The sequence below is a fragment of the Nocardia sp. NPDC004711 genome (genome assembly GCF_053601595.1).
Genome location: NZ_JBSGCB010000007.1, coordinates 86,937 through 110,207, shown reverse-complemented (window position 1 = coordinate 110,207; position 23,271 = coordinate 86,937). Strand labels below are relative to the sequence as shown.

General features: G+C 68.6%; 22 protein-coding genes. 9 read left to right on the top strand and 13 right to left on the bottom strand.

All coding sequences use genetic code 11. The annotated features are described in order from the left end of the window. The first annotated feature begins 30 nt into the window (after positions 1 to 30). Positions 31 to 1,512 (top strand): glyceraldehyde-3-phosphate dehydrogenase, encoded by a 1,482-nt coding sequence (locus tag ACWEKS_RS08725; protein ID WP_452339516.1) that lies wholly within the window; start codon positions 31 to 33, stop codon positions 1,510 to 1,512. Between the two features lie 65 nt (positions 1,513 to 1,577). Here the strand turns inward: ACWEKS_RS08725 and ACWEKS_RS08720 are convergent, their stop codons facing one another. After that, entirely contained in the window at positions 1,578 to 2,288 is a 711-nt protein-coding gene (locus tag ACWEKS_RS08720) for a hypothetical protein (RefSeq protein WP_452339515.1), read from the bottom strand. A 113-nt stretch (positions 2,289 to 2,401) separates the two neighbouring features. Beyond that, complete coding sequence (locus ACWEKS_RS08715; protein WP_452339514.1) at positions 2,402 to 3,340, bottom strand: cutinase family protein; 939 nt, start codon at positions 3,338 to 3,340, stop codon at positions 2,402 to 2,404. Positions 3,341 to 3,791: 451 nt separating this feature from the next. Between ACWEKS_RS08715 and ACWEKS_RS08710 the strand changes: the two genes are divergently transcribed. After that, entirely contained in the window at positions 3,792 to 4,574 is a 783-nt protein-coding gene (locus tag ACWEKS_RS08710; protein WP_452339513.1) for a helix-turn-helix domain-containing protein, read from the top strand. Positions 4,575 to 4,587: 13 nt separating this feature from the next. On the opposite strand, the gene ACWEKS_RS08705 is transcribed toward ACWEKS_RS08710, so the two are convergent. Next, positions 4,588 to 5,073: a nitroreductase family deazaflavin-dependent oxidoreductase gene (locus ACWEKS_RS08705; RefSeq protein ID WP_452339512.1), complete on the bottom strand. Its 486-nt coding sequence runs from the start codon at positions 5,071 to 5,073 to the stop codon at positions 4,588 to 4,590. A gap of 103 nt (positions 5,074 to 5,176) precedes the next feature. Here ACWEKS_RS08705 and ACWEKS_RS08700 point away from each other — a divergent pair, with 103 nt between their 5' ends. The 3 genes from ACWEKS_RS08700 (at position 5,177) to ACWEKS_RS08690 (ending at position 8,578) form a co-directional block, all read left to right on the top strand. Next, complete coding sequence (locus ACWEKS_RS08700) at positions 5,177 to 5,782, top strand: TetR/AcrR family transcriptional regulator (protein ID WP_452339629.1); 606 nt, start codon at positions 5,177 to 5,179, stop codon at positions 5,780 to 5,782. Between the two features lie 481 nt (positions 5,783 to 6,263). Further along, complete coding sequence (locus ACWEKS_RS08695) at positions 6,264 to 6,821, top strand: TetR/AcrR family transcriptional regulator (protein WP_452339511.1); 558 nt, start codon at positions 6,264 to 6,266, stop codon at positions 6,819 to 6,821. A 71-nt stretch (positions 6,822 to 6,892) separates the two neighbouring features. Beyond that, positions 6,893 to 8,578, top strand: a complete 1,686-nt coding sequence (locus tag ACWEKS_RS08690; RefSeq protein WP_452339510.1) for an alpha/beta fold hydrolase — start codon at positions 6,893 to 6,895, stop codon at positions 8,576 to 8,578. A gap of 24 nt (positions 8,579 to 8,602) precedes the next feature. Here ACWEKS_RS08690 and ACWEKS_RS08685 read toward each other — a convergent pair whose 3' ends face one another. After that, positions 8,603 to 9,334 carry a DUF7873 family protein gene (locus tag ACWEKS_RS08685; RefSeq protein ID WP_452339509.1) on the bottom strand — a complete coding sequence of 244 codons (732 nt, stop codon included), beginning with the start codon at positions 9,332 to 9,334 and terminating at the stop codon, positions 8,603 to 8,605. 106 nt (positions 9,335 to 9,440) lie between these two features. Further along, positions 9,441 to 10,217, bottom strand: a complete 777-nt coding sequence (locus tag ACWEKS_RS08680; RefSeq protein ID WP_452339508.1) for a C1 family peptidase — start codon at positions 10,215 to 10,217, stop codon at positions 9,441 to 9,443. Between the two features lie 272 nt (positions 10,218 to 10,489). Between ACWEKS_RS08680 and ACWEKS_RS08675 the strand changes: the two genes are divergently transcribed. After that, positions 10,490 to 11,434, top strand: a complete 945-nt coding sequence (locus tag ACWEKS_RS08675) for a LysR substrate-binding domain-containing protein (protein ID WP_452339507.1) — start codon at positions 10,490 to 10,492, stop codon at positions 11,432 to 11,434. Between the two features lie 144 nt (positions 11,435 to 11,578). Next, positions 11,579 to 13,021, top strand: a complete 1,443-nt coding sequence (gndA, locus tag ACWEKS_RS08670) for an NADP-dependent phosphogluconate dehydrogenase (RefSeq protein WP_452339506.1) — start codon at positions 11,579 to 11,581, stop codon at positions 13,019 to 13,021. Between the two features lie 84 nt (positions 13,022 to 13,105). Here gndA and ACWEKS_RS08665 read toward each other — a convergent pair whose 3' ends face one another. The 6 genes from ACWEKS_RS08665 to ACWEKS_RS08640 form a co-directional block, all read right to left on the bottom strand. After that, positions 13,106 to 13,843 carry a helix-turn-helix domain-containing protein gene (locus tag ACWEKS_RS08665; RefSeq protein WP_452339505.1) on the bottom strand — a complete coding sequence of 246 codons (738 nt, stop codon included), beginning with the start codon at positions 13,841 to 13,843 and terminating at the stop codon, positions 13,106 to 13,108. Between the two features lie 243 nt (positions 13,844 to 14,086). After that, a complete protein-coding gene (locus ACWEKS_RS08660) occupies positions 14,087 to 15,721 on the bottom strand; it encodes a CocE/NonD family hydrolase (RefSeq protein WP_452339504.1) in 1,635 nt (544 codons plus the stop codon). Positions 15,722 to 16,408: 687 nt separating this feature from the next. After that, positions 16,409 to 17,041 (bottom strand): TetR/AcrR family transcriptional regulator, encoded by a 633-nt coding sequence (locus ACWEKS_RS08655; RefSeq protein ID WP_379378382.1) that lies wholly within the window; start codon positions 17,039 to 17,041, stop codon positions 16,409 to 16,411. 142 nt (positions 17,042 to 17,183) lie between these two features. Further along, positions 17,184 to 17,357: a hypothetical protein gene (locus ACWEKS_RS08650; protein ID WP_169336781.1), complete on the bottom strand. Its 174-nt coding sequence runs from the start codon at positions 17,355 to 17,357 to the stop codon at positions 17,184 to 17,186. 141 nt (positions 17,358 to 17,498) lie between these two features. Beyond that, on the bottom strand, positions 17,499 to 18,014 hold the full coding sequence (locus ACWEKS_RS08645; protein WP_354838296.1) for a gamma carbonic anhydrase family protein: 516 nt from the start codon (positions 18,012 to 18,014) through the stop codon (positions 17,499 to 17,501). A 68-nt stretch (positions 18,015 to 18,082) separates the two neighbouring features. Next, the gene (locus ACWEKS_RS08640; RefSeq protein WP_452339503.1) at positions 18,083 to 19,066 is read right to left on the bottom strand and encodes a GlxA family transcriptional regulator; all 984 of its coding nucleotides are present in this window, start codon (positions 19,064 to 19,066) and stop codon (positions 18,083 to 18,085) included. Between the two features lie 71 nt (positions 19,067 to 19,137). Here ACWEKS_RS08640 and ACWEKS_RS08635 point away from each other — a divergent pair, with 71 nt between their 5' ends. Together ACWEKS_RS08635 and ald are read left to right on the top strand one after the other, a co-directional pair. Continuing rightward, complete coding sequence (locus ACWEKS_RS08635; protein ID WP_452339502.1) at positions 19,138 to 19,932, top strand: MBL fold metallo-hydrolase; 795 nt, start codon at positions 19,138 to 19,140, stop codon at positions 19,930 to 19,932. A gap of 54 nt (positions 19,933 to 19,986) precedes the next feature. Further along, a complete protein-coding gene (gene ald / locus ACWEKS_RS08630; protein ID WP_452339501.1) occupies positions 19,987 to 21,096 on the top strand; it encodes an alanine dehydrogenase in 1,110 nt (369 codons plus the stop codon). Positions 21,097 to 21,155: 59 nt separating this feature from the next. On the opposite strand, the gene sigJ is transcribed toward ald, so the two are convergent. Together sigJ and ACWEKS_RS08620 are read right to left on the bottom strand one after the other, a co-directional pair. Then, entirely contained in the window at positions 21,156 to 22,121 is a 966-nt protein-coding gene (gene sigJ / locus ACWEKS_RS08625) for an RNA polymerase sigma factor SigJ (protein WP_452339500.1), read from the bottom strand. A 141-nt stretch (positions 22,122 to 22,262) separates the two neighbouring features. Continuing rightward, the gene (locus ACWEKS_RS08620; protein WP_452339499.1) at positions 22,263 to 23,204 is read right to left on the bottom strand and encodes a cobalamin biosynthesis protein; all 942 of its coding nucleotides are present in this window, start codon (positions 23,202 to 23,204) and stop codon (positions 22,263 to 22,265) included. Positions 23,205 to 23,271: the final 67 nt, after the last annotated feature.

Genomic DNA, 23,271 nt, shown 5'->3' with positions numbered 1-23,271 from the left:
TACGCATCGAGGCAACCCCGAGGATTTGTGTTGACTACCGACCATCTTGACCGCTGGAACGCTCACGAGGCTGCCGCGGAGGCGATGATTCCGATTATCGGCAGGCTGTATCGCGACAAGGGGGTGACGATCCTCCTGCACAGCCGGTCGCTGGTGAACAAATCGGTGATCAGCATTCTGCGGACGCACCGGTTCGCGCGGCAGATCGAGGGCGAGGAACTGTCGATCGACGAGACGCTGCCCTTCCTCGAGGTGCTCAGCGAGCTGGATCTGGGACCGAGCAAGATCGACCTCGGCCGCCTGGTCCACGCCTACCGCGCCGACGACCGCGGGCTGTCGATTCCCGAGTTCACCGCGACGGTGCTGGCGGAGGTGCTCGACGGGAACAAGGCCGTGGCGCCGGGCCCGCGGGACGTGGTGCTGTACGGCTTCGGCCGGATCGGCCGCCTGGTGGCCCGGTTGCTCATCGAGAAGGCCGGCTCCGGAAACGGGCTGAACCTGCGGGCCGTGGTGGTGCGCAAGGGTGGCGAGGAGGACCTGGTCAAGCGCGCGTCGCTGCTGCGTCGGGACTCGGTGCACGGGCAGTTCAACGGCACCATCAAGGTCGATGCCGAGAACAACACGATCATCGCCAACGGCAACGTGATTCGGTTCATCTACAGCGACTCCCCGGCGCAGATCGACTACACCGAGTACGGGATCAACGACGCGATCCTGATCGACAACACCGGCAAGTGGCGCGACCGCGCGGGGCTCGAGCAGCACCTGCGTCCCGGTATCGCGAAGGTCGTGCTGACCGCGCCCGGCAAGGGCGACGTGCCGAACATCGTGCACGGCGTCAACCACCGCGACCAGGACGCGTCGCAGCAGATCTTCTCCTGCGCCTCCTGCACCACGAACGCGATCGTGCCGCCGCTGAAGGCGATGGACGACGAGTTCGGCATCGTGCGCGGGCATGTGGAGACGGTGCACTCGTTCACCAATGACCAGAACCTGCTGGACAACTTCCACAAGTCGGATCGCCGTGGCCGGTCCGCGCCGTTCAACCTGGTGCTGACCGAGACCGGCGCGCAGTCGGCGGTGAAGAAGGCCATGCCGGACTTCCAGGCCAAGATCACCGGCAGCTCGATTCGCGTTCCCACGCCGGATGTTTCGGTCGCGATCCTGAACCTGCAGCTGAAGCGGGAGACCACGAAGACCGAAGTGCTCGAGTACCTGCGGCAGGTGTCGCTGTCGGGTCCGCTGAGCCGCAATCTCGATTTCACCGCGGCCACCGATGTGGTGTCGAGTGACTTCATCGGGTCGCGGGCGGCGTCGATCGTGGATGCCAATGCCGCCATCGTGGATGGTGACACCGCGATCCTCTACCTCTGGTACGACAACGAATTCGGCTATTCGTGCCAGGTCGTGCGGACGGTGCAGTACATCTCGGGCATCGAGTATCCGACGTACCCGCGGCTGGGCGAGCAGGACCTCGCCGAGGGTGTGCCCGCTGTGGCCGCGGCGGTGTAATTCCCGGTCGACGATGTGAACGGGGCCGGGCAGTCACACTGCCCGGCCCCGTTCACATGTCGGGTCTAGCTGGATTTGACCGGCTGCCAGCACACCACGCGAGCGGGTTGCGGCGTGACGGTCGCCCCGGCGGGGATGGCGCACTGGTTGGGGTCGGTGGTGCCGTCGAAGCGGCCGCCGATCTGGACCGTGACGCCGGGCCCGGCCTTGCTGGCGCAGTCGACCGGCGTGATCTGGTTGACGTCGGCCTGCATCGAATAGCAGTCGCCCACCTTGACATTGGGGGCGAAGCACAGCGAGTGGTTGCCGTCGGTCAGCACGAAGTAGCCCGCGTCCCGGAGTTTGCCGTCCGGGCAGGTGGCGCCGTTGGTGACCGAGGCGGCCAGCTCGTAGACGGCGGTGTGGTCGTCACACGGGGTGGCGTGGATCTTGCCGATCTGGGCGCCGCGGTAGTCGCTGGCGGTCACGCAGTTGCCCACGGCGAGTTCGGGATCGTGGGTGGCGGTCGTGCTGGCGCCCTTGGTGACGGTGGCGAGGATGCCGAGCGCCAGGATCAGCACGCCCGCGACGGCGACGACGGTGCCGGTGTGTTTGGGCAGGCCGGTCGAGGCTGCCGCGTCGGCCGCGGGCCGCTTCGCCCGATTGCGCAGGACGAGGCCCACCACCAGCAGGACCACGCCCGCCGCCGGGATCAGCAGGGTGCCGGCGGAGACGCCGGAGGAGTCGGCCGAGTCGGCCGCAAGGATCGCGGTCGACCCGATTTGACCAATGAACACTGTCTTTCAATTCCTTCCGGTCCGCTGACGGACACGGGCAGGAAGGTACCCCGAGGCGAGGACCGGTCGGGCTGTTTTGAAATGAACTCGTTCCGGAAATTTGTTTCGTGTCGTCAGGGCTTCTGGTCGGCGGTGTCGGCGAGCCAGTTGTGCAGCCAGGTGGTGGCGGTGGTGCCGTCGGCGTCGACGACGTAGTGCGGGTAGGACTGGTGGACGCCGGAAGCCAGGAAATCCTGGACCTGGCGGAGCCATTGCTCGCTCGCGGGGTCGTCGGCCGGGGCGGACAGGATGGCGGCGCCGCCCTGCCAGAGGGCCTCGTTCAGAATGGATTGCAGGGTCATCGCGTAACTCGGGATCTGGACCGGATCCTGCGCTGTCAGCTGGGTGAGCAGACCGGCCGAGCGCCCGGCCAGATCGTCGTTGGGGACCGAGCAGTAGAGATCGCCCGCGGCGCAGAAGGTGCGGACCTTCGGGCTGAGCCAGCCGAAGCCGCCGGCGCGCGCTCCGCCCGCGCCGGTGCCGGGGACCTGCGGGCCGATCAGCGCATCGGTGGGGGAGCGGCGCGGGTCGGAGATCAGCCCGACCGCGACCACCCGATCGGGCGGGACCACTCCCAGCCCGGTGCCGATCTCCGCGGCCAGGTCGCCCGCGGCGTCGGCGCCCTGGCTGTAGCCGATGAGTGCGAAACGCGTTGCGGCGCAGCGTGCCGCGGTCCCGGCGAGCAGCGCCCGCGCGGCATTCACGGCTTCCCGTTTGGAGCTGCCGTAGACCTCGCCGTCCCAGGGGAAGGCGGTGGCGGGATAACTGACGTAGTCGGCGTGCACCGTGGTGGGCAGCCCGCGGGTGACCTGCGAGAGCATGCCCTGCTTCGGGTTCTCGATGGAGGTCTCCCAGGTGCCGGGGACGGCTATGACAGAGAGGCCCGGGCAGTCGGCGGGCGCGGCCTGCCCGCTGGGCTCGCCGGTGACCGTCAGGATTCCGGTCGCGGCCGCCACGACGGCCGCGAGAGCGCCGCCGGCCACCCGGAATGTTCGCAGTGCTCGAAAGGACAAGGCCCACACCCTTTGTTCGAATCGTTCGGACGACTTTTCCACCGCAGGGTCGTGCTCGGTGCAACATACCAAAGGAACTGGTTGGTCCCGCCGCTGATTGCGCGGGAAACGCCGGTAACCGGACGGATCGGATATCCCGGACTTGCCTTCGGGGAACCCCGGTTCGGCGTTGGTCCGCCCGAATTCGATTGCGCCGTATCGAGTTCGATGACGGTAATTCCTCGAATTGCGCAGACCGGCAGCACTGATATCGAAACGCTGCCCGTGTGACACGTCGATCTCGAAATGCCGTGGTTTGCCGATTCGGGCCTTGCCCTCGTCGGATTGCCGGTGTTGTTGCGGGACACGACGGTGGAAATTGTGGCAGCATTCCGTCCTGGGCGTTGCCCCGGCCGCGATCTAGGACTGTTGTCCGACGAAACGGCGGGGGCGGGAAGGAAGCCGGGCGGCTATGACGGGCCGTGTAGGAAGTATCGACGAGAGGCAGGCGGTCGCGCTTCCCTCGTTCGGCGAACTGCTGCGCCGGTTGCGCGACGATCGAGGTGTTTCCCGGGAACGCCTGGCATTCGCTGCCGGAGTGAGCGCCAGCTATATCACGCAGCTGGAGAAGGGCGGGAAAGCCAAGCCGACCCGGGCGGTGGTGGACGCGCTGGTGCGGTGCCTGGAGTCGTGGAATCCATTGTCGGCCACGGAGCTTCGCTATCTCCACGATCTGGCGGGACTGGAGATCGGCGGCCATCCGACGGTCGCGGAGTTGCGGAAGTCGATCGACGCCGACGTTCTGCGAGTGCTCGCGATGCACCGGCCGAACCTGGCCGCGCTGTACGACATCCGCGGGAATGTGCTGGCCGGGAACGAAGATTGGGCGCAGGCGTTGCCCGGATTGCGCGAGGTCGGGAATCTCTACCGGTGGATGTTCGCCGATCCCATGGCCCGGGAGGTGATGGTCGACTGGGAATCCGATGTCCGGCAGTCGGTCAGCTGGCTGCGGGGGACCGTGGGGTCGGCCGCGGATCCCGGCGGATTCGCCGGGATTATGCGGGAGCTCGGCGCCTTTCCGGATTTCCGGCGATTCTGGGCCACGGGCGACGTGGGATTCGCGCCGCCCGTGCACACCATGCGGCTGCGCGATCGGAGCACGGGCGCGGTGCGGAGCTTCCGGGTGCAGGGCGGCGTGCTGAACACCGAGCTCTATCCGGGCCACATCGTCGCCACGGTCGCGCTGGCCGTCTGAGGCGGTGCGGCGACTAGCCGGCCGGCCGGAGGATCACGACCGGAATCTCCCGTTCGGTCCAGGCCTGATAGGTGTCGAAGTCGGCGTATGCCTCGACGAGCCGGGGCCACAGCCGGGCGCGCTGTTGCGGATCGGCGGTGACGGCGTGCACCGGGAAGCGGTCGGCGCGGATCTGGATGTGGGTGTCCGGATCGGCGCACAGATTGCGGTACCACTGCGGGTGTTTGGGGAGCCCGCCCTGCGAGGCCACCACGATGGTGTCGGGCCCGTCGGTGATGTAGAGCAGCGGGACGGTGTAGACGGCGCCCGTCTTGCGCCCGCGGTGTTCGAGCAGCAGGGTCGGCACCGGTTTGCGGAAACCCGCACCGATGCGCCACTTTCCGCCGATGCGGCCGCCGGTGCGCCGGTAGATCCAGACCTGGGCCCGGCCGACCCGCTTGAAGATCTTGGGCAGGACGGGGGAGTCGAGCTGCGGGGGCCGGGGCGGGGCGGTGGTCATGGGCTTCCTGCGTCCACTGACCATACAGTCATGGCCATGTGTATGGTCAAGGCCGGACGGTAATCTCGGCCGGGACAGTCGCGAGCGAAGGGATGGCGATCCGGTGCGCACGCATGGATGGTCGGGGGCGGCGCCGGCCGATGACACGGAGGCCGTCGAGCGCATCGTGGCCGCCGCGCGGCGGGCCATCGATCATTCCGGTGCCGAGTTCAGCATTGCCGAGGTGGCCCGCGATCTCGGTGTCACACGTCAGACGGTGTATCGCTACTTCCCCAGTGTCGAAGCGCTTTTGACGGCCACCGCCCTGGCGCAGACGGAACATTTCCTGGATGTGCTGGCGGAGCGGCTCGGTGATATCCGCGATCCGGCGACCGCCGTGGTGGAGGGTATCGCCTATACGCTCGAGCGCCTGCCGGAGGAGAAATACCTCGGCCTGCTGTTGCGATCGGGGCGGGCCGGCGCTTTCTCGGCCGGCGTAACCTCCGATACCGCACGGTCTTTCGGGCGTTCGATACTGGAACGTTTCTCGGTGGATTGGGCCGCGGCCGGAATCTCCGGCGCCGATCTGGACGAACTCGTCGAGCACATGCTGCGGATCGTGCAGTCCTTCATCATCGATCCGGGCCGACCACCGCGGCGGGGCAAGGAGATTCGCGGTTATCTCTCGAGATGGGTTGCGCCCGCGCTACCTGGGACGCATGAGCAGTAGCCGCGCCACGGGGAGCGGGATGGGAAACCCCGGGGCCTAGCCTGCCCCGGGGTTTCGGTGTCCGCCCATTTGCGGCACGCCGACACGTTTAAGAACGGGTTGAGTCTGAAGTTAACGTGACGCTCTGCGATTGAGCTACGGCCCATTGGTGGCTGAGCCGGCGGGAGTTGAACCCGCAACCTTCACGCTGACAATCCGTTCCCTCGATTCGGCGTTCGGCGGCAAATGCTGAAACTGGAGCGAGAGTGTGAGTTTGAGGGCGCGGTGCCTCTGCCAATTGGGCTATCCCGCCGTGGATGGCGGGAGGAGGACTCGAACCTCCACTGGGCCGCTGTGCCCGTCACAGGGAACTTCGGTTTCAGCTTGCGCTCCTTGCGCACTGCCGACTGTAGACGGCGCCGCGGCGGTCGGCCAAGCGATTATCCGCTCGCCGAGCGGGCCGGGGTTGACAGAAATATGTAGACCGGTCTAGTTTTTCCGCATGGGACAGAAGGGCGCCGAAACGCGAGACCGGCTGCTGGACGCTACGCAGGAGCTGGTCGAGGCCGGAGGGTACTTCGGCGCGGGGCTCAACCAGGTGATCGCGCTCAGTGGTGCGCCGCGTGGTTCGCTGTACTTCCACTTCCCCGGCGGCAAGGACCAGCTGGTGGGGGAGTCCGTGCGACGGGCCGGCGGGGTGATCGGCGATTCCCTTGGGGCGCTTGCCGATTCCGAGTTGCCGGTGGCCGAATTGGTCGACCTGGTGTTGCAGCAACTGGGGGATAGACTGGAAACGTCGGAGTGGCGGAAGGGGTGTCCGGTCGCCACCGTGGCGCTCGAGACGGCCGCCGCCAATGACTCGATGCAGCAGGCGTGTTCGGAGGTCTACTCCTCGTGGGAGGAGACCCTGCGTGCGCGGCTGGCCGGGCAGCCCGGTGCCGATGACCTGGCAACCGCGATTCTCGCCCTGATCGAGGGCGCGCTGCTGCTGGCCAGGGCGCATCGCAGCAGGGAGCCGCTGAATCGGGTCGGCAGGCAGATCGCCGTCTGGCTGCGGTGAGTGCGGGCCGGCGTGATCGCCGGCTCTCTTTTTGGCTCGAGAATATATAGACCGGTCTATTAGGAGTGGGCATGGATGCAATCGTCTTCGGCGCAACAGGATTCATCGGCCGTTCGCTGGTCGCCGAGTTGCTCGGCAGGGGGCAGCGGGTGGCGGCGGCGGTGCGAAACGACACCCTGACCCCGTGGCTCGTCGCCAAGGGGGTCGACATCGGTGGGCTGACGGTCGTCACCGCCGACATCACCGCACCGCTCACGGGGTTGCCCGAGGTGCGCGACGTGTACAACGCCGCGGCGCGGTACGCGTTCGGGCTCGACGTGCGAGAGGCGCGGGCTACCAATGTGATCGGGGTGATCAATGTGCTCGACTGGGCCGCGACCCTGCCCGGGCTGCGGCGGCTGGTGCACGTGAGCGGGTACCGGGTCAGCGCGCCGGACGGCGAGCCCGACTACGCCGGACTGGGGGCGTACGAGGCATCGAAATTCGAGGGCGATCTCGCGGTCCGGAACCGGGCACGCGAGCGCGGCGTGCCGCTGACCATTGCCAACCCGAGCACCGTGATCGGGCCGGGGCAACATCTCGGGCTGGCCGGTCTGGTCCGGGATCTGTGGGAGGGGCGGCTGCCCGCAATCCCGGGTGGTCCGGAGGTTTTCGTTCCCATCGTCACCATCGACTATTTCGTTCGGTTCTTGGCGGCTATTCCCGAATCGCCTGCGGGCGAGCATCATTGGGTGCTCGACGACACCACGCCGCGACTGCCCGAACTGGTGCGCACGGTCGCCGACCAGATGGGGGTGCGGGCGCCGCGCCGCAGCGTTCCCGTCGGTCTGCTCCGGCGCCTGCCGCGCAGGATCACCGGAGCCGATCCCGAGACGCTGTCCTTCCTCTCGACCGACCGCTATCCGACGGCTTCCGCTCGAACCTTCGCCGCCGCAACGGGTCTGGAGATGCCCTCCGCGCACGATGCGCTGCGGACATGGGCCGACGACCTGGTCGCCGAGCGCTTCGGCGCCGCGTCACCGTGGGCGCGCCCCTACGGCTTCCATACCGTGGCGGGCAGCCGGACCTGGATCGCCGGAGACAGGCACACCCCCGATCACGTGCTGCTGCACGGGCTTCCGATGAATGCCGATCTGTGGGCTCCGCTCGCCGCGCGGCTGCACGGTTCGGTCCTGACGCCTGATCTGCCGGGTCTGGGCCGCTCGGCCGCCTCCGGCCGGCCGGTGGAGGAGTGGCTGGGGGAGGTGCTGAGCCAGGTCCGGACGCGGCCGGTGCTCGTCGCGCACTCGCTGGCGTGTGGGCCCGCACTGCGCTATGCCATCGAGCATCCCGACCGCATCAGCAGGCTCGTTCTGATCTCCCCGCCGTTCCTGCAGGCTCCCGGTCCGAAGTCGGCCCGCTCGCCGCTGGCGGCGTCGGTCCTGCGGCGCATGTCCACCGACCGGCTCGCCGAGATGTTGGGGGTTCCCGCGAGTCACGAGATGGACAGTGCCGCAGCAGATTTGCGACGCCCCGGAGTCGCGCGGCGGGTGGTCGAGGCAATGCGGACAGTGCACGCCGAGCGGGCGCGGTCCCGGGAACTGCTGGAGCGGGTGAGTGTCCCGGTCGAGATCATCGCCGGGTCGGCCGATCCGCTGGTCGTGCCCGTCGGCCATCCGGTGACCGAACTGCCCGGCGCCGGACACTATCCGCAGCTCACCCACCCGGCCCAGCTTGCCGGCCATCTCGAACCGGTCCCCGGCCCGCTCCGCGGGTGACTCCGGCCGTGGACGGCTCGGGGATCAGCCGAACAGATATCCGAAGACCTCATCGCCCAGCTTGCGCTGGGTGATCTCGGCATTGTTGGCCTCTTCGCGCGCGAACTTGACTGCGTGCTGGAGCTTTTCGACGCGCTCGGTGAGTTCGTTGACGCGCTTGGCGGGCAGCGCGCCGGAGAACCTGATGGTGCGCCAGTAGCCGACCACCACATCCTCGTGATACACCTCGACCTGCGCCGGATGCTTCTCCGTCGCTTCGGCTTTCACGTGGTTGCGTGGAATCTTCTTGGTGCGCACCGTCTGTACCGGCTCGGTGGCGTAGCAGTCCGCGGCGGCATCGTATTCCCACGACTCCGCGGCATCCAGCACCGGCAGTTTGCGCACGAAGGTGTGCAGGTCCACCAGCTGCTTCTCCAGGAACAGCAGGTAGGTGATGGGCGCGCCCTGCACCAGGGTGCGGCCGTCCACCACCACATCGGCGGTGGCGGTGCAGTTCGCCCAGTCCTTGGTGGCCACCACGTCGAACAGTTTGGTCAGGATCTCCGCCGTGGCCTGCAGGACCTCCTCGGATCTCACCTGGACGCGCGTCGACTCGGGCGGCAGCTGCTCGCCCTCCTCGTCCTTGGGGCGGTAGGTGCGCGAAATACCGCTCAGCAGCGGGTTCTTGGCCAGTTTGTGATGGGCCTCGGTGAGGTCGGAGAAGGTCCGGGACTTGATCCCTTTCTCGACGGCGACAATCTGATTCAAACGTGTCATTCCGGCACTGTATCGGTGCGCACGCGGCAGCGACCACCGGTTTTCGGCGGTCGCTGCCGTGGGTATCCGGCTTGGCGGACAAGCGGTTTCGGCTTGTCCGTGGCGGCTAGCCGGTGACAGTGCGGATGGTCCAGAGGTCGGACGCGTTGACCGAGAGCATGTACGCGTAGGGCAGGGTGCCGTATCCGTTCCGGCCCCAGGCGGTACCCCAGGAATTGCGGATCCGGAATACCGACCGGGTGTCGTCGTATCCGACCGCGACCACGCAATGTCCGCCCACCACCTGTTCATTGGCGGCGGGCAGGGGGATGTCGCCGGTCTTGTCGACCTCCGGGGTGAAGATGCTCTCGTAGACGGTGAAGCCGAAGACGAACGGATATCCGTCGGCCAGGCACCCCTGCATCTGGGAGAGCGTGCGCGCCACCCGGGAATACTGGATGGCCCGATGCTCGGCCGCATCGGTGAAGCACTTCTGCGGCGGTTCGATCGCGAATTCCGAAATATCGTAGGGCCATTCGGATTCCGGGCAGGCGCCCACGGTGGCCACGCTCTTGATGCCGTCGCGGATCATCGCGCCCGCGTCCTGACCGACCGTGCCCTCCATGACGCGTTCGTTGTAGTAGATGAACAGCCGGGACGGCACGGATACGTCGGCCAGTTGCTCTTTCATGGCGTCGAACTGCAGCGCCCCCGCAATGCCGTTGCCGGTGCAGGAGCCGAGCTTGCCCTGGTCGTAGACGGGGGCGAACTTCGAGGTCAGGTCCACGGACGGCGGCAGCTGGGCGATCGTCGCGGCCGGCGCGGCGTAGAGGTGATCGCGCTGGTCGGGTAGGTCCGGAATCCAGCCGAGCCCTTTGTTCTGCTTGATGCTGATTGCTTTCATGACGGGCGGTCCTTCGAGGGAAACGGTGAATCCGCCCGGCGGGGCGAGTTCTGATGCCCTCCAGTGCAGCCCGGGCCGCCGCGATCGGAAACCAGCGAAGTCCGAAAACATCTTCACTCGAACTGATCGGGGTATGTCTCCGAAAATCGGGTAGCCCACCACTCGTTACCCGGACGGCCGTGCGCGCGATATTCGATGGGCACGAGAAGGAGAAACTGCCGACGGCAACCGGTCATCGACCACCGGTGCCGAACGGCGCGAGGGGGTCGGTCGTGGAGCTGCGGCAACTGCGTTACTTCGTGACGCTGTCGGAGGAACTGCACTTCGGGCGCGCCGCGGCGCGCGAGCACATCGTCCAGTCGGCGTTGAGCCAGCAGATTCAGCGGCTGGAACGCGAACTACGGGTCCCGCTGGTGGAGCGCAGCACCCACCACGTGCGCCTCACCGCCGCGGGCACGCTGCTGCTGGGCGAGGCCCGGCTGATCCTCAGCCACGTCGACCGGGCCGCGGCCGCGGCGCGCACCATGACCGGCACCGATGCCGTCCTGCGGGTTGCGCAGGGGGACGCCAGTTTCGACACCATGCCGGTGGTGCTGGCCGCGGTCCGGCATCATCATCCGGAACTGGTCGAGGTGCATCAGGTCGAGGCCGGGGTGCCCGAGCAGTGCCGGTTGCTCGCCCAGGGGCGGCTCGATGTCGGCATCGGGCGTGCGACACAGCTGCCGGACGGGGTGGCGTCGGAGGTCATCCGGTTGGATCGGCTGGGTGTGCTGGTCGCCGCGGAGCATCCCTGGGCGCACCGGCACGCGGTGCCGCTCGCCGAACTGGCCGGGGAGACGCTGGTGTTCGCCGACGAATCCCGCGCGCCGGAATTCAACGAGTACATCCGGGAGCTGTGCCGCACAGCGGGATTCGCGGCCAAGCCCTACCCGGGCACGGTGCACAGCGTGCTGGGCGCGGGCCGGCTGGTCCGCGACGGTCACGCGCTGGTGTGCGTGCCCCGCTCCTGTGCGCCGCTGCCGGGCCTGCGCTGGATCGCGATCGCCGAGCCCGCCTACTATCCGTGGTCGCTGCTGTGGCGCGCGAACGGCGAGACCGAGGCCGTGCGCTCCATCCGCTGCTGTGCCCGGGTACTGGGCGAGCGGCTCGGCTGGACGTCCCGCCGCGAACCCGAGGCGGCCGCGATCCCGCCCGTCACCGGTCGCCTGGCGGGCTGAGCCCGGCCGCGTGGCCGGGGTCCCTCGGTGCGGCGGAGGCCGGACCGGGTAGAAAAGGTATGGCGTCGTGGAGCGCATCCGTCGATGCCGCCGCCGAGGAGACTTCGTGCGGTCATCACAATCTTCGAACGGAGAGGCTGTTTCATGGCGACCTCGGAAGCGCGCGCTCAGATCGGCGTGACCGGCCTGGCGGTCATGGGTAGCAATATCGCCCGCAACTTCGCACGGCACGGGTACACCGTCGCCCTGCACAACCGCAGCATCGGCAAGACCGACGCGCTGCTCGAGGCGCACGGCGGCGATGGTGATTTCGTGCGCACCGAGACCGTCGAGGAGTTCGTGGCCGCGCTGGAGAAGCCGCGCCGCGTGCTCATCATGGTCAAGGCCGGTGACGCCACCGACGCCGTGATCGAGGAGCTGGCCGCGGCCATGGAGCCCGGCGACATCATCATCGACGGCGGCAACGCCCTCTACACCGACACCATCCGCCGCGAGGCGGCCATGAAGGCGCGCGGGCTGAACTTCGTCGGCGCGGGCATCTCCGGCGGCGAGGAGGGCGCGCTGAACGGGCCCGCCATCATGCCGGGCGGCCCGAAGGAGTCCTACGAGTCGCTGGGTCCGCTGCTGGAATCCATTGCGGCGCAGGTCGACGGCACCCCCTGCTGCACCCACATCGGCCCCGACGGGTCCGGCCACTTCGTGAAGATGGTGCACAACGGCATCGAGTACGCCGACATGCAGCTCATCGGCGAGGCCTACAACCTGTTCCGGGACGCGCTGGGCTTCGACGCCAAGCAGATCGCGGACGTGTTCACCCAGTGGAACTCCGGTGAGCTGGAGAGCTACCTGGTGGAGATCACCGCCGAGGTGCTCGAGCAGGTCGATGCCAAGACCGGCAAGCCGCTGGTCGACGTGATCGTGGACGCCGCCGAGCAGAAGGGCACCGGCCGCTGGACCGTCAAGTCCGCCCTCGATCTGGGCATCCCGGTGACGGGTATCGCCGAGGCCGTCTTCGCCCGCGCCCTGTCCGGCTCCCGCGCCCAGCGCGCCGCCGCCAAGGGCCTCTCCTCCGGCGCCCTCGGCGAAAAGCCCACGGATGTGGCCCAATTCACCGAGGACATCCGCCAGGCCCTCTACGCCTCCAAGATCGTCGCCTACGCCCAGGGCTTCGACCAGATCGCCGCCGGCTCCGCCGAATACAACTGGGACCTGCACCCCGGTGACCTGGCCACCATCTGGCGCGGCGGCTGCATCATCCGCGCCCGCTTCCTCAACCGCATCAAGGAGGCGTACGAGGCGGACCCGGCCCTGCCGAGCCTGATCCTCGCCCCGTACTTCCGTGAGGCCATCGAGAACGCCGTCGACAGCTGGCGTCGGGTCGTCGTGACCGCCACGCAGCTCGGCATCCCGGTCCCGGCCTTCGCCTCCTCGCTGTCGTACTACGACGCCCTGCGCGCCGAGCGTCTCCCGGCCGCGTTGACCCAGGGCCAGCGCGACTTCTTCGGCGCCCACACCTACGAGCGCATCGACGCCGAAGGCAAGTACCACACGCTGTGGAGCGGCGACCGCAGCGAAGTCCCCGCGTAATTTCCGGTAGGACAAGACGTTCTACGAGCGGAGTTCGTGCCGAATCGGCACGAACTCCGCTTCTGCGTTGAGGCCCGAATCGAATCAGAGTGGCAGGCAGAGCAACAGGGTTATCCGGTCCGGGTACGTTTCGTTGTGGACCGGGCCGGCTTGGACGCTGTATTCGCGGATTTCGCCGGAGTCGGGGTCGCGGAGGCGTTGGGTGCGGACGGGTGGGGTGAAGTCGACGCCGCCCTCGGACCAGAAGCGGCGGAAGTCGGGGAAGCGGGCCAGATCGGCGACGAAGGTGGTGAAGACGGGATCGTCGGGGGCGCGGCCGACCGTCATGCGCAGCCATTGGACGTATTGGCGGGCTTCGGATTCCCAGTCCACCTCGACGACTTTCGCCTGTTCGTTGCCGAACATCCAGCGGAAGACATTGCCCTCCTCGCGGAGGCCGGGCAGGGCCGCGTTCCAGGAGTCGTTGGAGTCGAGGACGTTTCCGCACGGGTCCAGGTAGGCGGCGAGGGCCGGTTCCAACAGGGCCAGGGCGCGCTGCTGATCCGGGGTGATGGCGGCGTGCAGTTCCTCCGGGTCGGCGGTTTCGGGTATGCGCAGCCCGGCCAGTTCGTGCAGATGCCGGCGGTCGGTGGGGGTCAGCGGGGACATCAGGTTCAGGCAGCGCATCAGGGAATCGACCACCGATCGCGTCGGGTTTCCCCGTTCGCCCTTCTCCAGGGCCGTGATGTAGCTGGCGCTCACACCCGCCGTGTAGGCCAGGTGCTCGCGGGAGAAGCCGCGTTCGTCGCGCAGCCGCCGCAGCGCCTGGCCGAAGGTCGGCACCGCGATATCCTCAGCAAACCAGCCGCTTTCCTCGTCTCCGGACACCGAAGACCCGCCTTCCCAACACCCGATCGTCGCCGTTCCCGCTCGCAGTCATCGACGAGCAACCCGATTACGGATGCTGCCACATGGGTGCGATGCCGAGGAGTCGGTCAGAATATCCCGTTTGTGTTGGTTCGGGGCATTGTGACCGCGGTGCGGCCGTGCTATTGCCATGCACCGGCCGCCCGCGAGTCGGTCCGGTCAGGGCACCATCGGAAGATCGATGTAGCAGGGCCCGTGATCGCTGGACAGGGTGATGACGCTGCCGGGTTGGGTCTCGTCACCGTAGAAGTGGTCGTTGGTGTCGACGATCAGTACGACCCGATGGCCGCCGGGGACCCGATAGTCGGTGGCCTGCAGGGGAACTCGGATGGTCTTGGTCTGCTCCGGGCCGCGGTTGGCGATGGTCGCCGCGGCATGGGTGATGATCCGCAGCGCCCCGGTCACCGGGTTGTGGTCGAACAGATACGTGATCAGCGTGGCCGTCGTGCTGGACGGGGTGACGGTCAGCGCGATCTCGGGGATACCCGCGATGTGGCGGGGCCGGAGGAAGACCCGCGTGTGCCAGACCGCCGCTCGCGTGCGGTCCACCTCGGCCAGCGGCTGGCGGTTGGGCATCAGCAGGCGTTCGCGGAAGCCGTCCATCACCAGTTCGGTGGCTGCCCGGACCTGTTCGGTTCCGGCCTGGAAGCTCTGGCTCATGGTCGCCGGCTGATCCGTGACCAGGGTGCCGTCGGGGGACGCGCCGGAGGGCGCGGCGAGGTGGTAGCGGCGCACGGGATTCGACCACGCGGACAGGTCGTTCGACGAGGTCATCGTGAAGCTGTACATGGTCTCGGTGTGCACGACCCCGTCGCTGTCGATGCCGTTGTCGACGCCGAGCAGATAGTGGTCGAACCAGTCGTAGGCCGCCTCGGTGGTCCGGGTGTAGACGCCCAGCAACAAGCCGGGAATCTCCACCGCGCCATGGTCGCCGATCGCCAGATCCAGTCGCTTCGGCCCGGGGAAGCGGTCGAAGTAATCGATCAGCTGATTCTGCGGGAAGATGGTCTCGTGCCAGAAGCTGGTGAAGAACGTTGGCACCGGGCGGATCTGGTCGGCCTCGGCGGGGGAGCGGGGTCGGGCGTAGTCGAGCACCTTGTCGATATCGGTATTGGCCCGGAAGGATTCGAGCACTTTCTGCAAGTCCTCGCTGGGGCGGTCGCTGATACCGGCGAGGGCTTCGGCGGCCACGATGTGCCGGGTTCCGTTGTCGTAGAGGGCCTTACCCAGATCCGCCCAGGTGCTCAGCGCGACCACGGCCTTGACCGCCGGGTGGGCGTTGGCGACCAGCTGGCTGATGCCCGAGCCGTAGGAGATGCCCGCCATCCCGACCTTCTCCCGATCGGCGCGCAGCTCATCATGGTTCAACGCCCACTCGATAACCGCGCATCCGTCGGCCACGTCCTCGGGACCGGCGACGGTCAGCTCGCCCCCGGATCCGGGCAGCCCGCGCTCGGTGTAGGCGACCACGGCGTAACCGCGCAAGAGCAGTCGGACGACCGCGCCGGAGTACATCTTCCAGCCGGTCTTGTCGAGGCCCGCCGGCAGGACGATGAGCGGATGCGGCCCCTCCGCGCGCGGCCAGGCGATGAGCGCGTCGAGCTCGACGCCGCCCGAACCGGGAATCTGCACCTGGCGGATGCCGCACCGGTTGCGCACGGCCGCGATGTCCTCGGCGAGGTATTCGGGCACTCCGGTGGCATTGCCGGTGAGCAGGTCGTCGACGACCGCGAGAACATCGGATTCCTGGTTCGGGGCCAAAAGGCGCAGTTGACCCGGGTGAGCTTGCGACATGACAAATCCCTTCGATCCTCGGTATTCCGAACAACTTTCGAGGGCAGCGTGCGATAGACCTCCCGGAGTGGAAATTCGGCCGACGCGAGTCGTCGCCGTGCAAACGGTCCAGGGAATTCGCGAATCATTCAGGGCTGGAAGGCCTTTGCCAATCCCGAATACCGTCGATGCTACGCCGGTGACAGAGTTGCCGTGAACGATTTGGAAGTCGTGAGTTCCATTGTGTGCCAGGCGATTTGGAATAACGACTCGTCGGTATCGAGTGGTCGGTCGCCGCGCCGCGGGTTCGCGCCCGGCGTATCACACCGCAACCGGATAGTGAACTGTGAGGGTGCTGGGTATCGCCATGGAGTCCGCCCAGAGTTCGAGTTCGGGTCTCGTCCAGGGGTATTGAGCGGCAGTAACTTTCCATGCGTCTTCGAAGTACACAGTCGAAAGGTCATGAAATGGTTGCTCTGATCCTTGCCGCCGTCGGTCTCATGTCGGGCAGCGCGGTCGCCGCGGGCGCGGCGGGTAGTGCCGGCGCGTTCGCTGGAAACATCTAGGCCCGCGAGGATAGTCGGGAACAGAGAAGCGGGCGGCCGGCCGGATACGGCCGCCGGAACCCCCTGACCCGGGTACGGGGCAGGGGGTTCGCCGTATCCGGGCTACCGGGCGATGGTGCGCGGCGTGCGTTTCCGGGGCGGGTCAGGCCGGCTGTACGCCGATCATGGGCAGCACGGTGCGGCGGGCGAACTCGCGTGCGGCCGTCTCGTCGGTCAGCGGGATCAGGCCGTCCGGGGTCAGCACCAGCGACTGGCCCAGGCGGGCAAGCACTTCCGCGACCAGGTCGGCATCGAAGGCGGGCACGTCGGCGGAGGCCTGCAGCACGCGCAGTTTCTCGGCCAGGTAGGTGCGGCCGAGTGCGAGAATGGGCCCGGCCTCGGTGGTCAGGCGCGGCAGGATGGTGTCGGGCTCGGTGCGCAGCAGCCGTTGCAGCAGTTTGTTGCTCGCCAGCTGGGTGATGAACGCGACGAAGACCTCGACCAGCTGATCGTCCCCGGATTCGCCGGTGGCCGTGGCCTCCTGCACGCGTTTGTCGATCTCGGCGATGAACAGCTGCGCCTCGCGCACGCCCACCGCTTCGACCAGATCGTTCTTGGATTCGAAGCGTCGGTACAGGGTGGCCGGGCTGATGCCGGCGCGACGCGCGATCTCCCCCATGCTGGTTCGCTTGATCCCGAAGTCGAGGAATGCCGACAGCGCGCTCTCCAGCAGCTGTTCGCCTTCGGCCCGCGGCTTCTCCAGGATGCGTTGCAGGATGGTGGGCACGGACGGCATCGAGTCTCCAGTCGATCGGTTGGCGACCGCGACATTGCGGTGAACGGCCAAGGCGCGCAGTGGCGCACAGGTCGAGCCGCATTATCGCATCGCCGGCGGGTTGCGGTCGCAACCCCGTCCGATCAGCGAACACCGCGCCCGATCAGCGGACGTCGAGCGCGGCCATTTCGCTCTCTATCGCATTGGCGGCGAAATCGATGCCATTGGAACGCAGTTCGTGCACCCGGCGCTGGAGCGCCTCGATTCCCCCTGGCTGCGCGGCGATATCGGCCACGCTGATGCGCCGTCGGTGCATACCGTCGTGCTCGTACGACACCGTTGAAACCTCCTGCTAGCCCCGAGCGCGCACCCGGCTGGCGGCGGCACAGCCCGGGCCGCCGGGTACGCATCGCACGATGCTAACAGCGGCCTTTATGGTCACTTGTTCAGTGTGGGGATTCTCACATGCCCCCTTCAGTCACGCCTCTTGACCCTGGCGGTGCACGGCCGTGTTGTGCAGGTAGGCGGTCGCATTCAGGCGAATGTGATCACGCTCGGCCTCGCTCAGCTCCCGGCGCACCTTGCCCGGCACCCCCGCCACCAGCGAGCCCGGCGGAATCTGGGCGCCCTCGGGAACCAGCGCGTTGGCCGCGATCAGGCTGCCCGCCCCGATGACCGCGCCGTTCAGCACCGTGGCGCCCATGCCGATCAGCACATCGTCGCCGACCGTGCAGCCGTGCAGAATCGCGTTGTGCCCCACCGAGACTCCCTCGCCCACCGTGCACGGGAAGCCCGGATCGGCGTGCAGCACACAGCCGTCCTGAATATTGCTGCGCGCACCGACGGTGATCTGATCCATGTCACCGCGCAGCACCGCCGAATACCAGACGCTCACTTCGGCTTCCAGCCGCACCCGCCCGGCCACGGTGGCGTTCGGCGCGACCCACGCGCTCTCGTCGATCTGCGGCACGTGCTCACCCAGCTGAATCCTCATAGCCCCGAACTTAGCCCCCGCCGGGCGCCGGGCCGCCGCGGGGAGCCGCGCCAGCGGACTCGGCTCGGTCAAGCCCGGCGGAAGAGGGCCCGATGGGCCGCGGGCGTGGTGCCGAGCAGGCGGTGGAAGTGATGGCGGAGATTGACGCCGGTGCCCAGCCCGGAATCGGCGGCGATGCGGTCCATGGTGTCGTCGGTGGATTCCAGCAGCAGCCGGGCATGGTCCACGCGCTGCTGCAGCAGCCACTGCTGCGGACTGGTGCCGGTGCGATCACGGAAGCGGCGGGTGAACGTGCGCCGCGACATGAGGGCGGTCCGGGCCCAGCCGTCCAGATCCACCGGCTGGTCGAGATGTGTTCTGGCCCAGACCATCGCGTGCTCGATCGTGTCCTGGTCGGCCGCCTCGGGCACGGCGACGGGGATGTACTGGGCCTGTGAGCCGCTGCGGTGCGGGGCCAGCACCAGCCGGCGGGCCAGCTCGGCGGCGACCCGGCTGCCGTGGTCGGTGCGCACCAGGTGCAGACAGCAGTCGAGGGCCGCGGCGGTGCCGGCGGAGGTGATGAGGTCGCCGTCGTCGGACCACAGGGTGTCCGCGCGCACCCGGACCGCCGGATACGCGCGGGCCAGCTCGACCGCCGCCGACCAGTGCGTGGTGATCTCCCGGCCGTCGGCCAGGCCGCTCGCCGCCACCGCCCACGCGCCCAGGCACAGGCCGACAATGCGGGCGCCGCGGGCGTGGGCCCGGTGCAGGGCGTCCCGGATGGGTTCGGGCAGTGGGAGACCGCGCTCCCAGCTGGGGATGACCAGGGTGTCGGCGGTCTCGGTCGCCTCCAGGCCGTGGGCGACGACGATATCGAAACCCGCTGGGGTGGAGATGGTTCCGGGGCGTTCGGCGCACACCACCACGCGGTAGGGGCTGCCGGCGGGACCGCCCGCGCCGATGCGGCCGAACACCAGGGTCGGCACCGCCAGGTGGAACGGGCTGATCCCGTCGTACACCACGATGGCCACCGTGTGCACGGCGTCGGACTCGGCGGCGTCGGCTTCAGTCATGGCCCGATTTTATCGATCCGCGGCCTTCGGGCCACTGTCGCGACCCACGGTCCGCGACGAGACTCGTCGGCATGACGAACACGATCGACACCGCAGCGGCCACCTCCACCCTCGAGCTCCTCCACATCGGCGGCCCCACAGTGCGATTCGGCTATGGCGACCTGATCTGGCTGACCGACCCCACCTTCGACGAGCCGGGTGAGTACCCGGGCGGCGTCACGCTCTACAAGCTGAGCGGGCCGGCTGTGCCCGCCGCCGAGATCGGGCCGGTCGATGTGGTGCTGCTCTCGCACGATCAGCACGCGGACAATCTCGACCAGTCCGGGCGGGAATTCGTGGCGGGGGTCGAGACGGTGCTGTCCACGCCGGACGCCGCCGGGCGCATGGAAGGTGTTCGCGGACTGGCAGAGTGGGAGTCGGTGCAGATTGGCGCGGTCACCGTCACCGCGGTGCCCGCACTGCACGGACCCGAGGGTTGCGAGCCGTTCACCGGAGTGGTCACCGGGTTCGTGCTGCAGGCCGACGGGCTGCCGACCGTCTACGTCTCCGGGGACAACGCCTCGGTCGACTACGTGCGCCGGATCGCGGAACGCTTCGGGCGCATCGATATCGCCATCCTCAATGTCGGCGCGGCCAATACCGACCGCTTCGGCGATCACGACCTGACCCTCAACGGCCGCACCGCGGTCCACGCCTCGGAGGCGCTGGGTGACGCGGTGATCGTGCCGGTCCACGCCGAGGGCTGGGCGCACTTCTCCGAACACCTCGACTACCTGACCCACCGCTTCACCCTCGCCGGCCGCGCGGACCGGCTGCGCATTCCGACCCCCGGCGAGGTCTTGACCGTCGCCGCGATCGCCTCCTGAAATCGGGCCGTGGCGCTCATGGCGGCGCGGCTCCAGCGGGTGAACGATGGCGGTATGAGAATCGGGGTACCGCGGGAGGTCAAGGAGCAGGAGTATCGCGTCGCCCTCACCCCGGCCGGCGCCGGGGAACTGGTGCGGCACGGGCACGAGGCGCTGGTCGAGGCCGGGGCCGGGGTGGGGTCCGGATTCGGCGACGCCGACTACATCGCGGCGGGCGCGCGGGTGCTGCCGGGCCCGGACGAGGTCTGGGGCGGGGCGGAACTGGTGCTCAAGGTGAAAGAGCCCATCGCCGAGGAATATTCGCGCATGCGGGAGGGGCAGGTGCTGTTCACCTTCCTGCACCTCGCCGCTTCGCGGGACTGCACGGACGCGATCCTGCGCTCCGGCATCACCGCCATCGCCTACGAGACCGTCCGGGCCGCCGACGGGTCGCTGCCGCTGCTCGCGCCCATGAGCGAGGTGGCGGGCAAGCTCGCCAGCCAGGTCGGGGCCTATCACCTGATGTCGCCGCAGGGCGGGGCGGGCCTGCTGCTCGGCGGAGTGCCGGGGGTGTCGCCGGCGGACGTGACGGTCCTCGGGGGCGGGGTGGCCGGTGGCAATGCGGCGGTCGTCGCGGTCGGCATGGGGGCGCGAGTCACCGTGCTGGACACCAATATCGCGCGACTGCGGGAACTCGACGCCCGGTTCGGCGGGCGGGTCACCACGATCGGCTCCAACGCGGCCGAGCTCGAGAAGGCGGTGCTGGCGGCGGACCTGGTGATCGGCTCGGTGCTGGTGCCGGGCGCGCGGGCTCCGAAACTGGTGCCCGACAGCCTGGTCGCCCACATGCGCCCGGGCTCGGTGCTGGTCGATATCGCCATCGATCAGGGTGGGTGCTTCCAGAGCTCGCATCCCACCACGCACGCGAAACCGACGTTCCAGGTGGCGGATTCACTGTTCTACTGCGTGACCAATATGCCGGGCGCGGTTCCGCACAGCTCGACCGTGGCGCTCACCAATGTCACGCTGCCGTATGTCGGCGCCATCGCGAATCTCGGCTGGTCCGGCGCCTGCGCCACCGATCCCGGCCTGGCCCAGGGGCTCACGGCCGACGCCGGCCGGCTCTACTCGCCGGAGGTGGCCGCCGCGCACGGGCTCGGGCCGGTGACGCGGGTCGCGTCCTGACGGACGACGACGGGCCCGCCGCCGGATGAATCCGGTTGCGGGCCCGCGGTTTCCGCGGCTCAGGCGTCGCTGTCTCCGGCGGTGCCGCCGAGCGGCCAATCGGGCTCCGCGCCTTCGGCCGGGATGCCGTGCAGCTTGTCCGGGTTGCGGACCACGTCGATCTTGGTGATCCGGCCGTCGTCGATGGTGAACGCGAAGACGCCGGTGTACTTGCCGTCGAACACCACCAGGCCCGGGCGGCCGTTGACCAGTACCGAACGGCCCCACGCGCCACCGACCTTCGATGCGACATCGAGGAAGCCGAGCAGCGTCTTGGCGACCTTCTCCGCGCCGTGCATGGGGTGCAGGAAGGCCTGCACCTTGCCGCCGCCGTCGGAGGTGAAGGTGACATCGGAATCCAGCACGCCGAGCAGGGCGCTCAGATCACCGGAACGCCAGGCCACCGCGAACGCCGAGACCACCTTCTCGTGCTCGTCCGCGCTGGCGGGGAAGCGGGGCGTGCCGTCCTCCACGTGTTTGCGGGCGCGCGAGGCCAATTGGCGCACGGCGGCGGGGGTGCGGCCGACCACCTCGGCGACCTCGGGGCCGGACATGCCGAAGACGTCCTGCAGGACGAAGGCGGTCCGCTCGGCGGGGGAGAGGGATTCCAGCACCACCAGCAGGGCGGTGGTGACGCGCTCGTCCTGCGAGATGCGGTCGGCCGGATCGTCCCAGGTGGTGATCTCCGGCTCCGGAAGCCATTCGCCCACATACTGTTCGCGCCGCGATCGCGCCGAACCCAGGTGGTCGAGGGCCAGGCGGCCGGTGACGGTGGTCAGCCAGGCGCGCAGGTTTTCGATATCCGCGCCCTCGGGACTGGTCTCGTAGTAGCGCACCAGCCGCAGCCACGCCTCCTGCACCACATCGTCGGCGTCGCTGAGACTGCCGAGCGTGCTGTACGCGACCCGCCGCAGATAGCCCCGGTGCTCCTCGAACCGTCGCGCCAGCTCGACCTGATCGGGCCCGTCCGGCCGTCCGTCACTCATCGCACCCTCGCCCTTCACTCATGTCCGCCCCGGTGGGGCGAACCGTCCACAGCACCGACGAAACAGGTCGGCGGACTGTGACATTCCTTCCGGAAAATCTAGCGAAGACGACCGGACGGTTCGTGAATTCGCGCGGCCTGATCAGCGTCGCCACAGGTAGGCGGCCGACGCGGCGGCGACCACGGTGGCCACCTGCACCGCTTCCGAGAGCCGCACCGCCCGGCGCAGATCACGCACCCGGGGGATCGGACCGTCACCGAGCGTCGGCCGCAGCTCGGTGCCGTGCCGATATTCGGTGCGGCCGCCGAGGGTTACGCCCAGCGCGCCCGCCATGGACGCCTCCGCCACACCGGCATTCGGGCTCGGATGCTTGGCCGCATCGCGCCGCCATGCCCGCCACGCATCGGCCGGGCGACCGCCGATGACCGGAGCCAGCGCGGTGGTGACGAGACCGCTGACGCGGGCGGGCGCGAGATTCGCGACATCGTCCGTGCGGGCGGCAGCCCAGCCGAAGTTGCGGTAGCGGTCATTGCGGTAGCCGACCATGGCGTCGAGGGTGTTGATCGCCCGATACGCCAGCAAGCCGGGAACACCCGCCACCGCGCCCCAGAACAGCGGCGCCACAGTCGCATCGGAGGTGTTCTCCGCAATGGATTCGAGCGCCGCCCGGGCCAGCCCGTCCGCGTCGAGCACCTCGGGATCCCGCCCGCACAGCGACGGCAGCAGTGCTCGCGCCCCGTCGATATCGCCGGATTCGAGCCGATCCGCCATCGCCCGCCCGGTCCGTGCCAAGCTCGTCCCGCCCAGCACCGTCCAGGTCGCGGCAGCCGTGAGCACCGCCTCACCGAGCGCCCGTCCGGCGACGGCCCGCCGTAATCCGATCCCCAGCCCCGAAACCGCACCTACCAGCACGATCTCGTGCACAACCCCCGCCACGCGGCTGTTCCGATAGGTGAGCCATTCCACCTTCGTTGCGGCCGAACCGAATCCGGCCACCGGATGCCCGCGCCGCGGATCCCCCAGCGCCCGGTCCAACCCGAACCCGAGCAGCAGTCCCGCCGCAGTGGCAATTCCCGTTCGCACCCGGCGAGGTTAGCGGAGGCGACAGGCCCGGCCGACTTCAGCCGCGGCGCGGAGAACGGCCGAGCTG